Raw genomic sequence first — 11,760 nt, forward strand, 5'->3', positions numbered from 1 at the left:
CCCAGACACTGCCCCCGGCCCTCAAGCCGGACGACCCGCTGATCCTCCAAGTCGCCCGTCTGGCAGCCGAGATGGTGGTGTGCGTCGGCTACTGCGAGGACGGCGGAACCGAGCGTTACAACGCCGCCGTGTGCGTCAGCGGCGACGGCGTCCTCGGCCGGCACCGCAAGGTCCACCTCCCGGCCGGCGAGGTCGCCGCGTACACGGCAGGGGACCGCTTCGACGCCTTCGACACCCCGGTCGGCCGCCTGGGCATGCTCATCGACTACGACAAGACCTTCCCCGAGTCGGCCCGTTCGCTGGCTCTGGACGGCGCCGAGATCCTCGCCTGCCTGTCCGCCTGGCCCACCAGCATCACCAACCGCGCCCCGCGCATGGCCCAGGACCGCCAGGCCCGCCTCTTCGACCTGTACGACCAGTCGCGCGCCGCCGAGAACCAGGTCGTCCTGGCCTCCTCCAACCTGACCGGCGCGATGGGCGGCATGCGCTTCCTCGGCCAGGCCAAGGTGGTCGGCCCGGGCGGTGACATCCTCGCCCGCACCTGGTCCAAGGCCGGTCTCGCGGTCGCCGAGATCGACGTCGCCGCCGAGACGGACCGCGCCCGGCGCGTCCTGCGCCACCTCGACGAGCGCCGCCCCGACGCCTACCGGGAGTCCCGTACGTGAAGATCGCCCTGCTCAGCTACTCCACCAAGCCGCGCGGCGGCGTCGTCCACACCCTCGCCCTCGCGGAGGCCCTCGCGGCCCTGGGCGAGGACGTCACGGTGTGGACCCTGGGCCGGGGCGGCGACGCGGGCTTCTTCCGCCCGGTGAACCCGGCGGTCCGCGTCCAGATCGTCCCGTTCCCCGACGGCCCGCCCGCAGAGACCGTCGGCGAACGCATCCTCCGCTCCATCGCCACCCTCCGCACCGCCTTCGACCCCACGCCCTACGACGTCGTCCACGCCCAGGACTGCATCAGCGCCAACGCGGCCGGCCGCTGCGTCCGCACGGTCCACCACCTCGACCACTTCACCACCCCCGAACTGGCCGCCTGCCACGAGCGCGCGATCGTCGAGCCGTACGCGCACGTCTGCGTGTCGGAAGCCGTCGCCGGGGAGTTGACCGCCGGCTGGGGCATCGAGGCGCAGGTCATTCCCAACGGTGTGGCCTACGACCGTTTCGCCGCCACCGACCCGGCCGCGCAGGCGAGTTGGCGCTCCCGCCTCGGCCCGTACATCCTCACCGTCGGCGGCATCGAACCCCGCAAGGGCTCACTGGACCTCCTGGAGGCCTATGCCCTGCTGCGCGCCGCCCGTCCCGATGTCCGGCTGGTGATCGCGGGCGGTGAGACGCTCTTCGACTACCGCGACTACCGGGCGAGTTGGGAGGCGCGGGCCGCCGAACTCGCCGTGGACCCAGTGGTGTTGGGGCAGGTGGACGAGGACGAGCTGCCGTCGCTGGTCGCGGCGGCGGACGCGTTCGCGTTCCCGTCTCTCAAGGAGGGCTTCGGTCTCGCGGCCATGGAGGCGTTGGCGGCGGGTGTCCCGTTGGTCGTGCGGGATCTGCCCGTGCTGCGTGAGGTGTTCGGCGCGGCGGCTCAATTCGCCGCCACTCCCCAGGACTTGGCCACCGAACTCGCCCACGCCCTCGCGACCGAGGACCCCGCCCGCGCCGCCGCCGGACGTGCCCTCGCCGCCCGCCACACCTGGGACGCGGCGGCCCGCAGCCACCTCGACTTCTACCGCTCCCTGAACTCCTCCCCCGTGAACACCCCCTGTCCACAAGGGCGTTGACACCTCGCCCGATCCGCGTCACGGTGAGGGCCCGTCGTGCCCGGAGGTCGTCCATGGCTCCGTCCGCAGCGCCCCCGTCAGATGCCGGCCTCGTCGAGCGCGTGCGGGAGATCCAACCCCTCGTCCGCGAGCACGCGTTGCGCACCGAGCAGGAGAGAAGGGTGACGGGGGAAGTGGTGGCGGCGCTGACGGCCGCCGGGGTCTACCGGATGAACGTCCCACGGCGGTACGGCGGTTACCAGACTCGGCTGAGTACGCAGGTCGATGTGTTGAGCGAGATCGCCGCCGGGTGTGGTTCGACCGGGTTCATGGCGCTGATCCAGGCCGGCTGTTCGTACATAGCCGCGCTCTTTCCGGACGAGGCGCAGGACGAGATCTTCACCGGTCCGGACGTGCGGGTCGGCGGCACGCTCATCCCGGATGCCCTCGCGGTCGCGACGGACGGCGGCTATGTCGTCAACGGCACCTCGGGCTTCGCCACCGGTTGCCAGAACGCCGACTGGCACCTCCTGACCACCCGGGTCGAGTCCGAGAGCGGCCCACCCGAGGTGCTGTGGACCGCCGTACCGATGTCCGATCTGGAGATCCTCGACGACTGGTACGTCTCGGGGCTGGCGGGGAGCGGCAGCAACAGCGTCGTCGCACGGGATGTGTTCGTGCCGGCGCACCGCGTGCTGCCCGTAGGGCCTTTGCTGCGCGGCGACTTGGCCTCCAAGGCCAACGCCGACGACCCGTTCTACCGGATGCCGGTCCTGATGCTGTTCTGTGCCTGGACGGCGCCGAACGCGCTGGGTCTCGCCCGGGCGGCCCTCGCGGAGTTCACCGAGCGCATCCACCATCGGGGCATCACCTACACGTTCCACGAGCGGCAGTACGAGGCGGGCGTCACACATCTCCAGGCCGCCGAGGCGGCGATGAAGATCTCCTGCGCCGAGTTGCTCACCCGCGAGTTCGTCGCCCGGATCGAGGCCGGGGCCGAGCACGACGAGCCGTACACCCAGGCGGACCGGGCCAGGATCCGGGCGCAGAGCGGCTATACGGCCCGCCTGTGCAAGGAAGCCGTGGACCTCGTCGCATCCGCGTCCGGGGCGTCCTCCCTCCACCGGGAGGTCCCCGTCCAGCGTGCGGTACGGGACCTGCACGCTCTCAACCTGCATTCCTTCGTCAACCCCGCCACCAACCTGGAGCTGTACGGCCGCGTGCTGGCCGGACTCGACGCGGGCACACCGTTCCTCTGAGCTTCAGCCCAGGGCTGCCAACCAGGCCTCGGTGTCGGCGGGTTGAGCGAATCGGTGTGTGGTGAGCGGAGCGAACCGGGGGTCACCGGTCCGGCGTTCGATCTCACCCCGCCGACCCGCGTGCTGGGACCAGGCCCACCAGACCGGGTGTTCCCGGCTCAGCCAGCCAGCCCAAGTCTCCCTGTTGCCGCCGAAGATGGTCTCGCGGGTGACCGTGCGCCGGAGTGAGCGGCGCAGGACGCGCGGCATGATCACGCGTCTCGCGTAGTCCAGCCAGATCACCGTGTCGGCCTCTTCCCAGAGCAGATCGCGGACTTCGGGCGAGCCGATCGAGTCGATGATCCAGCGGGGTTCCGATGTGAGGCGCAGGACGTCGTCCGTCAGGCCCTCGTTGACGGTCCAGTCGGGGCCGGTGAAGTAGAGGGCGTCCATCTCGTGGTACGGCATGCCGAGCCGCTCGCCCACGGCCCGCGCGAGCGTCGACTTGCCCGCGCCTGTCACCCCGACCACCAAGATCCGCTCCATCCACGCACCTTAACTACGATGTGCCGAGCCCACCGATCATTGGCAGGAGCCCCGCCATGAGCAGTCCGCACCACGCCCACGCCTCCCTCGACGGGCTGGTGATGGGCGACGCCTTCGGCGACGGCTGGTTCACGCGTTCCGACGAGCCCGCCGAGGAGTTGTGGGCCGCGCGGGAACTGCGCCCCGCGCCGTGGTTGTGGACGGACGACTCGGCCATGGCGTTCGTCCTGTTGGCTCACCTGGTGGCCCACGGCGAGGTCCAACCGGACGCGCTGGCGCGGGAGTTCGCCGCAGAGTACGCGCGGGACCCAAGTCGGGGGTACGGCCCGTCCATGCACGGCATCCTGCGCCGCATCGGCGACGGCGAGGACTGGCAGGCGGTCACCACCGGCCAGTTCGGCGGGCAGGGGTCCTACGGCAACGGTGCCGCGATGCGGGTGGCGCCGCTCGGGGCGTGGTTCCGGGATGACTTGGTGGCCGCGGCCGAGCAGGCCCGGCTGTCCGCGCTAACCACTCACGCCCACCCGGAGGCCGTCGCGGGGGCGGTGGCCGTGGCGGTCGCCGCCTCGCTGGCGGCCGCCGGTGCTGGTCAACAGGCCGCCCCGCGCGACGAGTTCCTGCGGGAGGTCGCCTCGCACGTGCCGGAGAGCGATGTCCGCTCCGGTCTGCTGGTCGCCGCGAACTTCTCCGAGCGGACGTCCGTACGGCACGCGGCATCCGTGCTGGGCTCGGGGACGCTCATCTCCGCCCCGGACACCGTGCCGTTCGCCCTGTGGTCCGCGGCCGGTCAACTGGACGATCTGCCCGAGGCGTTGTGGCAGACCGTCGCCGGGTGGGGCGACCGGGACACGACCTGCGCGATCGCGGGCGGTGTCGTCGCGGCCCGCACCGGCACGGGCGGCGTCCCGTCCGCGTGGCGGGAGGCGCGCGAGGCGATCCCGGCCTGGAGCGGCTGGGCCGAGCAGGTCAATCCGTCCCGGTGACCCGGCGTCGGCCGGTGACCTTGGAGGCAGGGAGTCGGCCGGCTTTCGAGGTGCCGGTGAGGGCGTCGCCGTCGACGGTGACCGCGAAGGTCAGGTTGAGGCGGAGTGGTTTGGTGACGGCCTGCTTCCAGGTGATGCGGTCGCCGTCGACGACGACGTCACGGAGGGGAACTTCCTCACCCACGCCGTGAGCGACCCCGGTGAACTCGTCTCCCTCCCGGCTCAGTTCGACGACGGGCTCGATGCGGCCGACGGGTGTGGCGATGGTCAGGTCCCAGACGCCTTCCATGGGCATGAGTGGTTCTTTCTTGTGGTGGGCGGCGACTACAGGGCGGCAGGCGTCGGACCCTGGGCCCGCCAGGTGGTGCCCCGGCGTTCATACGCGAACAGTTCCTCCACGGCGTGGGCGATCCGCGGACCGATCTCGCGCTCCAGCAGGTGGAGGCCCAGGTCGAGGTCGGAGGTGACGCCGGCGCCGGTGACCAGGTCGCCGTCGTCGACGACACGGGCGCGAACGGCCTGGACGCCGGTGGCGTCGAGCATGTCCAGGCCCAGGTGATGGGTGGTGGCGTTGCGGCCCTCGATGAGTCCGGCCATGGCCAGCACCAGCGAGCCACCGCACACCGCGGCCATGGTGATCCGCGGATTGTCCATGGCGGCCTTCAGCAGACCGGGCAGTTCGGTGGTCAGGGTGCGTCCGAGCAGGACGGGGATGAACTCGTCCTGCCGCCACACCGGTTCACCACCGGCGTCGATGTCGGGCACCTCGCCCGGCTCCCCCACCCGACCGGACGCTCCCGGCACGAGTACCAAGCCGGAGCGGGCCGGGTCGAGGGCGCCGGTGGCCCGCAACACCAGAGCACCGGTACCGCTGACGACGTCCCGCGGGCCTTCGGCCGAGACCAGTTCCACGGTGACAGCGCCGTCCGAAGCGCTGCCCCCGGCGTACAGGACCTCATAGGGGGCGACGACGTCGAGCGGGTCGAAGCCGTCGAAGAGAACGATCTGGGCGTGCATATGGCGTCTTCCGTAGAAGGGCGACACCGGCGGACCACCGGCCTCTCCTTCGACGGTAGAAGGGGGTGAGGGAGGCAACCAGAGGGCTCGGTGACAGGGTCCGACGGGATCCCGCCACCGCCCGTCACCTTCCTGGATCCGGGTCGGCCGGAGGCTCGATACGCAGTTCTACGGCCGTGATCGCGAAGGCCACTGGCCCGGGCAGCAGCAGGGCGAGCAGCGGCAGCATCCACACGAACGCGACGCACAGTCCGACCGCCGTCACGATCAGCGCGCAGCCCATCGGATCCGCGGCGGAGCGGGTCACGGCCCGGTTCAGGGCCGGGCGCCAGCCGCGTGCCACCTCCGGATCGGCGGCGGCGCGCAGGGCGGCGACGAGTCCCGCCCCCGCGACAGCGGTCAGCGCCCACGACACCAGACGGGCGCCCGGGAGTCCCGCCACCGCGAGTGCGAGATCGAGGACGACCAAGGCCACCGCCGCGAACACGGTCACACCCGCCAGCAGCACGCGGCGGATTCCATGGGCGCGGAACTCGGCGATGTACTCCCCCGTGGTCACCGGCCGGTCCTCGCGGATCGACCGGCGCAGGACTGCGCAGGACGCGGCGAACGCCGTAGGAGCCGTGATGAGGGGGAGGGAAGCGACCGCCGCCGCCAGGCCGACGGCGAGCATGTCGGCGAAGAGGGTGAAGCGGGGGCCGAACAGCTCGCCGGGTTCCCGGCGTTGGGGCGCGAAGGAACTCATCGGCTCAGCCCTTCAGTCCGGAGGTCGCCATGCCCTCCACCAGGTAGCGCTGGAAGGCGAAGAAGAACAGCACGATGGGCACGATCGAGATCACCGACATCGCGAACATCGGGCCGTAGGCGGACGTGCTGGACTGGTCGACGAAATTGCGCAGGGCCAGGGTGATCGTGAACTTCTCCGGGTCGAAGAGGTAGATCAGCTGGGTGAAGAAGTCGTTCCAGCTCCAGATGAAGGTGAAGATCGCGGTGGTGATCAGCGCCGGGCGGGTCAGCGGGAGGACGACCGACCAGAAGATGCGGAACGGTCCGCAGCCGTCGATACGGGCGGCCTCGTCCAGCTCACGGGGCAGGCCGCGCATGAACTGGACGATGAGGAAGACGAAAAAGGCCTCTGTGGCAAGGAACTTGGGCAGGATCAGCGGCCAATAGGTGTCCACCATACCGAGTTTGTTGAAGATGATGTACTGCGGGATCAGTACGGCGTGGTGCGGCAGCATCATCGTGGCGATCATGAAGCCGAACATCGGGCCCCGCATCCGGAAGCGCAGCCGGGCGAAGGCGTAGGCGGCCAGCGAGCAGGACACGACGTTCCCGATGACCGAACCGACGCTGATCAGCAGGGAGTTGAGGAGGAGACGGGTGATCGAGACGCCGCTGATTCCGTCGAGGGCGGTGCTGTAGTTCGACCACTCGATGTGGCTCGGCAGCAGTTTGAGGCTGGTGAGAACCTCGTTCGCCGGCTTCAGCGAGGTGGCGAGGAGCCAGACCAACGGGTAGAGCAGGACGAGGAGTACGGCCACCAGGCCGATGTGTTTCGCGATCGCCGCGGTGCGTGTGCGGCCGGCGTCGGTCTTGAGGCCGGCGGCACTCTTGAGGTCGGGCACTGTCGTGGCCATCAGGCCCCCTCGTTGGCGTAGAAGACCCAGGAGCGCGAGGTCCTGAAGAGGACGAGCGTGACCGCGCCGATGGCCAGGAGCAGGACCCAGGCCATGGCGGAGGCGTAGCCCATGTGCGAGGCGGTGAAGCCTCGTTCGTAGAGGTAGAGCGTGTAGAACTCGGTCGAGTCGGCCGGTCCGCCGGTGCCGCCGCTGATCGCGAACGCGGGGGTGAAGACCTGGAAGGACTGGATGGTCTCCAGGACGAGGTTGAAGAAGACCACCGGGGACAGCATGGGCAGCGTCACGGACACGAACCGCCGCCACCGTCCCGCGCCGTCGAGTGCCGCGGCCTCGTACAGGTCGGCCGGGATCTGCTGCAGCCCGGCGAGGAAGATGACCATCGGGGCGCCGAACTGCCAGGCGGAGAGCAGCGCGACGACGAACACCGCGAGGTGCGGGTCGGAGACCCAGCCGCCGGTGTGGATGCCGATGGAGGACAGCAGTTCGTCGACCGTGCCGCCGTCGTTGTAGAGGGCTCGCCACACCAGCGCGACCGCCATGCTCGCGCCGAGCAGCGACGGGGCGTAGAAGGCCGAGCGGTAAAAACCTTTGGCCTTGCGGGTGTTGCTGAGCAGCAGCGCGACGCCGAGTGCGATGGCGAGTTTGAGGGGGACGGCGACCACGACGTAGAGGAGCGTGGTGCCCACCGAGCGCCAGTACCTCGGGTCCGCGGTGAACATGTCGCTGTAGTTGCGCAGTCCGACCCACTTGGGCGGGTCGAAGAGGTCGTAGTCGGTGAACGACAGATACAGGGACACGGCCATGGGGGCGAGCGTCAGGAGGACGACTCCGAGAATCCATGGGGAGAGGAAGATGTAGGCGGGGCCGCTGCGTTGACCCCGCTTCCGGCTCACCTGTGGTGTCGCGGTGGCGGGTGTGGTGCGGGGCGGTGGGGTCGCTGTGGTGGTCATCGCAGCTCCCGCTTCGCCTCGGCAACGTACTCCTCGGCGGCGCCGCGCGGGCTCTCCATGCCGTAGGAGACGCGCTGGTAGTCGCGGGTGAAGGAGACCTGGAGGACGACGTCGCCGCGGGGTGGTGCCATGGGCGGGGCCGAGGTGCCGTGGGCGGCGATCGTGCGCCCGTAGTCGTAGACCTCTTTTTCCGGGCCGGTGAGGGTCTTGCCTATCTCCGCGGCGATCTTCTCGTTGAGGGGTGTGGAGCGGGTGACGCCGAGGATCTTGCCCGCGGCGGGGTCGTTGAGCAGGAAGTCGATCAACTCGGCCGCCTCCTTGGGGTGTTGGGTCCCCGCGCCCGCGCCGATGAGCATGGTCGGCTTGAAGTACTGGCCCACCTTGCCGTCGGTCGTGGGGACGGGCGCGAAGTGGACCTGGTCGCCGAGCAGGGGCGGGTAGCCGAGGAAGGGGGCGTCCCAGTTGAAGTCGGTCGCCGCGATGCGGCGTCCCATCGGGGTGTCCTCGACGGCGCCGCCGACCTGGGCGGTGTCCCTGGCCTGCGAGACGATGCCCGCGTGGCGCAGCTTGTCGGTGAAGGTCCAGAAGGCGGTCAAGTCGTCGGCGGTGAAGCCGAGTCGGTGCTCGGAGGCGTACAACTCTTTGCCGCGGCTGCGCAGCCAGGTCTCGAAGGCGTCCTCGTTGACCCCGAGGTCCGAAAGGCCGGTGTAGGCATGCCCGTTGGGGCCCTTCATGCCGAGCCCTGTGATCTTCTTGCCCGCTTCCGCCCAGTCGTCCCAGGTCCAGCCGGGCTGGGGCGTCGCGACTCCGGCCTTCTTGAAGACGGTGTCGTCGTAGACGATGCCGGTCGTGCCCTTGCCCATCGGGAGGGCGTACTGCTTGCCGTCGTAGACACCCGTGCGGGTCAGGGTCTTGTCGAAGTCGGCCGTCCGGAGCGTGCCGTTCTTGACGTAGGGGCCGAGGTCCAGGAGGGTCCCGCTGCCCGCGTACTGGGATATCTGCCGGTAGTCGAGCTGGGCCACGTCGGGCAGGTCGCCGCCCGCGGCCTGGGTGGCGAGCTTCTGCACGTACGCCGGGTAGCCGGCGAAGGAGGTGCGCACCGTGATGTTCGGGTGACGCTTCTCGAAGAGGGCCACGGCGGCGTTGGTGCGTTGCGCACGGTCGTCGTTGCCCCACCAGGCGAAGGTGAGCGTCACTTTCCCGCCTGCCGCCGTGCTCGCTCCGCCACCGTCGGAACAGCCTGCGAGAAGGGGGGCGAACAGGGCGCCCGCGGCGGCGCCGAGGACAGCTCGTCTCCGGAAACTGGGTGGCGTCATGGCGATGCCTCCTGAGTGGGGCGTGGACATCGTTGTCTGAGTCAGGAGTTGTTGCCCGGTCCGGGAGTGAGTGGGGGGAACGGACGGACGACAGGGCACGAGAGCGCGACCCATCGGGCCGTGCTGGATGAACGGCGGGGGCATGGCAAGCGCTTTCGCCTGCAGAGAACGTAGGTCCCGTCCGTCCGGTCGGTCAACGGTGCTGCACCATGTTTGTTCGGACATGGGGCGCGCGTTCGCAGGTCGGTACACGCCCCAGGCCGGATGCGGCCTCGCCAACTGGACGAGGAGCGGCTAGAGACGGACGGCCGACGCCTGCCGGGCCACCTCGACGAGCCGCTCCCGCACCAGCTCCATGCACAGCCGCATGTTCTTGTCCGCGATGACGTTGTCCGGGACGCGGCACGCGAACTGCAGGCCCTCGTGGACCCGGGTCACCCACGCGCACACCTGGTCGCCGTACGACACCCGGATCAGTCCGTACGCCTTCAGCTCCTGCCAGCGCTCCGAACCGGGCAGGGCACGCGAGTCGACGTAGGAGACGATCGAGTACAGGTCGGGGGACGTGGGCCGGAAGTCGGCGCCCAGCAGGCGCAGGACGCGGGCGATGGGCATGCGGGCCAGCGGGCGGTTCTCGCGGAGGGTGGCGCGGACCATGCGCAGGGCGTGGTCGAAGTCCGTGACGTGCTGCACGGGGATCTCGATGGGGGCGCCGCCCACGTACCAGCCGACCGAGTCGGCCCAGCGGGACTTGGCGCGGGTGTGGAAGGGGACGACGGTGCGGTACACGTCGAGGCCGCTGATCTCGCGGGCCGCGAGGGCGACGGCCGCGAGGATGCCGACGAGACTTCCGCCGTAGGGGCGGCAGTACGCCTCGAAGGCCGCCGCGTCCACGTCGTCGACGAGCATCTCCTGGAGGAACTTCTGGGTGGGCAGCGGGCCTTCGGGGTCGAGGCCGAGGTCGACGGGGAAGTTCGGCAGCTTGCCGTCGCAGCGGGCGATGAACTCGCGCCACCGGGAGACGACGGTGTGCGTGTCGTCGATCTGGTCGGCGTCGGTGCGCTCGCCCGCGCAGAAGTCGATGTAACTGGCGACGGGCGCCGACTCGACGGCCTTCCCGGCGAGGCCGTCCGCGTACAGCTCGTGGACCTCGCCCGCGATGCGGTGCAGCGAGTAGGCGTCGACGTTGCTGTGGTCGAAGGCGAGGTAGACGCTCGTGCCGTCGTCGCGGACGACCGCCGCGAAGAGGAAGTTGGGCCAGGTGAGCGCGTCCGCCGTCACATCGAAACGGTCCTGCAGGTACCGGGTCAGCGTCACCGCGTCCGCGAACTCCCCCACGTCCTCTCGGTGCAGGGCGACGGCGTCGGCGTCCAGGGTGAAGCGGCGCATCTCGTCGCCGGCCCACCGGAAGCCGCTGCGCAGCGTCTCGTGCCGGAGCATCCAGGACCGCAACGCACCCTGGAGCACGTCGAGTTCGATCCGCCCCGGCATGTCGAAGGCGGTACCGAGCCAGGTCGGCACGAACAGCCCGTCCTCGCGCACCGAGCGCGCCGTACGGATGTGGGACTCCTGCACGTACGCCGGTGGCCGCGCGTCGTCCGGGAGGGCCCGCGCCGCCCCCACGGCCGTCGGGTGCAGCGTCCACTCGACGAGTCGTCCGGGACGGATCTCGCACCGCTGAAGGTCACTCATGCGCACAGGGCTCTCCGTTCGCCTGCCCACGGGAGGCCGCCGGGCACCACTGTCGATCCATGCCTCCATGCCGCTCGGGCACCGCTCACTGCATGAGGAGATCAACGATCGGATATTCGGAAAGCAACGCCGTGAACAGGCTTTCTGATCAGTCCATTTCAGCCCGTGCGGTGGAGCCGCGCCGCGAGGTGGTGTTGCAGCGGTTGTCCTACGGCTTCCAGGTCGTGGGCGAAGGTGAGTGTGGCGGCGTCGGTCAGGGTGTAGCGGCGGCGGGTGGCGGTGACCTTCTTGGCGGTGGGGGCGAGGGCGACCTCGTGGGTGGCGAGGTCGACCGTGCCGTCGGTGGCGGTTCCGACGAGGATCTCGGCGATTCCGGTCGGCTGGGTGATCAGTGCCTCGATCCGGCCGTCGGGTTGCAGGCGCCACCAGCCGCTCTCGCGGGCGGCCGGGCGCAGCGGTGTGCCTTCGGCGTCGAGGATCCAGGCGCGGGCCTCGTAGTACAGGAAGGGGCGGCCGTCGTGGGTGAAGGTGACGTCCTGTGCGTAGGTGAAGTCCCCGGCGAGCGTGGGGTATTCGCCCTTGCCTCGGCCGTGCCAGTGGCCCAGGAGGGCGAGTACGGGGG

At 70.2% G+C, this 11,760-nt stretch carries 13 protein-coding genes; 4 read left to right on the forward strand and 9 right to left on the reverse strand.

Annotated elements, in window-relative coordinates:
* From AC31A1_RS35305 to AC31A1_RS35315, 3 genes are all read left to right on the forward strand, one after another.
* Positions 1-665, forward strand: a 665-nt coding sequence (locus AC31A1_RS35305; protein WP_489657226.1) for a carbon-nitrogen hydrolase family protein, incomplete at its 5' end; no start/stop codon positions are given.
* Positions 662-1,774, forward strand: a complete 1,113-nt coding sequence (locus AC31A1_RS35310; RefSeq protein ID WP_489657227.1) for an MSMEG_0565 family glycosyltransferase — start codon at positions 662-664, stop codon at positions 1,772-1,774. The genes AC31A1_RS35305 and AC31A1_RS35310, both read left to right, overlap by 4 nt.
* Positions 1,775-1,827: 53 nt before the next feature.
* The gene (locus AC31A1_RS35315) at positions 1,828-3,012 is read left to right on the forward strand and encodes an acyl-CoA dehydrogenase family protein (RefSeq protein WP_489657228.1); all 1,185 of its coding nucleotides are present in this window, start codon (positions 1,828-1,830) and stop codon (positions 3,010-3,012) included.
* A 3-nt stretch (positions 3,013-3,015) separates the two neighbouring features.
* On the opposite strand, the gene AC31A1_RS35320 is transcribed toward AC31A1_RS35315, so the two are convergent.
* Positions 3,016-3,537 (reverse strand): AAA family ATPase, encoded by a 522-nt coding sequence (locus tag AC31A1_RS35320; protein WP_489657229.1) that lies wholly within the window; start codon positions 3,535-3,537, stop codon positions 3,016-3,018.
* Positions 3,538-3,593: 56 nt separating this feature from the next.
* Between AC31A1_RS35320 and AC31A1_RS35325 the strand changes: the two genes are divergently transcribed.
* On the forward strand, positions 3,594-4,520 hold the full coding sequence (locus AC31A1_RS35325; RefSeq protein WP_489657230.1) for an ADP-ribosylglycohydrolase family protein: 927 nt from the start codon (positions 3,594-3,596) through the stop codon (positions 4,518-4,520).
* Here the strand turns inward: AC31A1_RS35325 and AC31A1_RS35330 are convergent.
* The 8 genes from AC31A1_RS35330 to AC31A1_RS35365 all read right to left on the reverse strand — a co-directional run.
* Entirely contained in the window at positions 4,504-4,815 is a 312-nt protein-coding gene (locus AC31A1_RS35330; protein WP_489657231.1) for a hypothetical protein, read from the reverse strand. The genes AC31A1_RS35325 and AC31A1_RS35330 overlap by 17 nt on opposite strands.
* A gap of 29 nt (positions 4,816-4,844) precedes the next feature.
* Complete coding sequence (locus AC31A1_RS35335; protein ID WP_489657232.1) at positions 4,845-5,537, reverse strand: DJ-1/PfpI family protein; 693 nt, start codon at positions 5,535-5,537, stop codon at positions 4,845-4,847.
* Between the two features lie 124 nt (positions 5,538-5,661).
* Positions 5,662-6,282, reverse strand: a complete 621-nt coding sequence (locus tag AC31A1_RS35340; RefSeq protein WP_489657233.1) for a hypothetical protein — start codon at positions 6,280-6,282, stop codon at positions 5,662-5,664.
* 4 nt (positions 6,283-6,286) lie between these two features.
* Positions 6,287-7,177 (reverse strand): carbohydrate ABC transporter permease, encoded by an 891-nt coding sequence (locus AC31A1_RS35345; protein ID WP_489657234.1) that lies wholly within the window; start codon positions 7,175-7,177, stop codon positions 6,287-6,289.
* On the reverse strand, positions 7,177-8,130 hold the full coding sequence (locus AC31A1_RS35350) for a carbohydrate ABC transporter permease (RefSeq protein WP_489657235.1): 954 nt from the start codon (positions 8,128-8,130) through the stop codon (positions 7,177-7,179). The genes AC31A1_RS35345 and AC31A1_RS35350 overlap by 1 nt, the downstream gene beginning before the upstream one ends.
* Complete coding sequence (locus tag AC31A1_RS35355) at positions 8,127-9,446, reverse strand: ABC transporter substrate-binding protein (RefSeq protein ID WP_489657236.1); 1,320 nt, start codon at positions 9,444-9,446, stop codon at positions 8,127-8,129. Before AC31A1_RS35355 ends, AC31A1_RS35350 begins: the two co-directional genes overlap by 4 nt.
* 294 nt (positions 9,447-9,740) lie before the next feature.
* Complete coding sequence (locus AC31A1_RS35360) at positions 9,741-11,138, reverse strand: condensation domain-containing protein (RefSeq protein ID WP_489657237.1); 1,398 nt, start codon at positions 11,136-11,138, stop codon at positions 9,741-9,743.
* A 158-nt stretch (positions 11,139-11,296) separates the two neighbouring features.
* On the reverse strand, positions 11,297-11,760 hold a 464-nt coding region (locus AC31A1_RS35365), incomplete at its 5' end, for a nitrobindin family protein (RefSeq protein WP_489657238.1).

Source organism: Streptomyces sp. P5F9 (assembly GCF_057961495.1).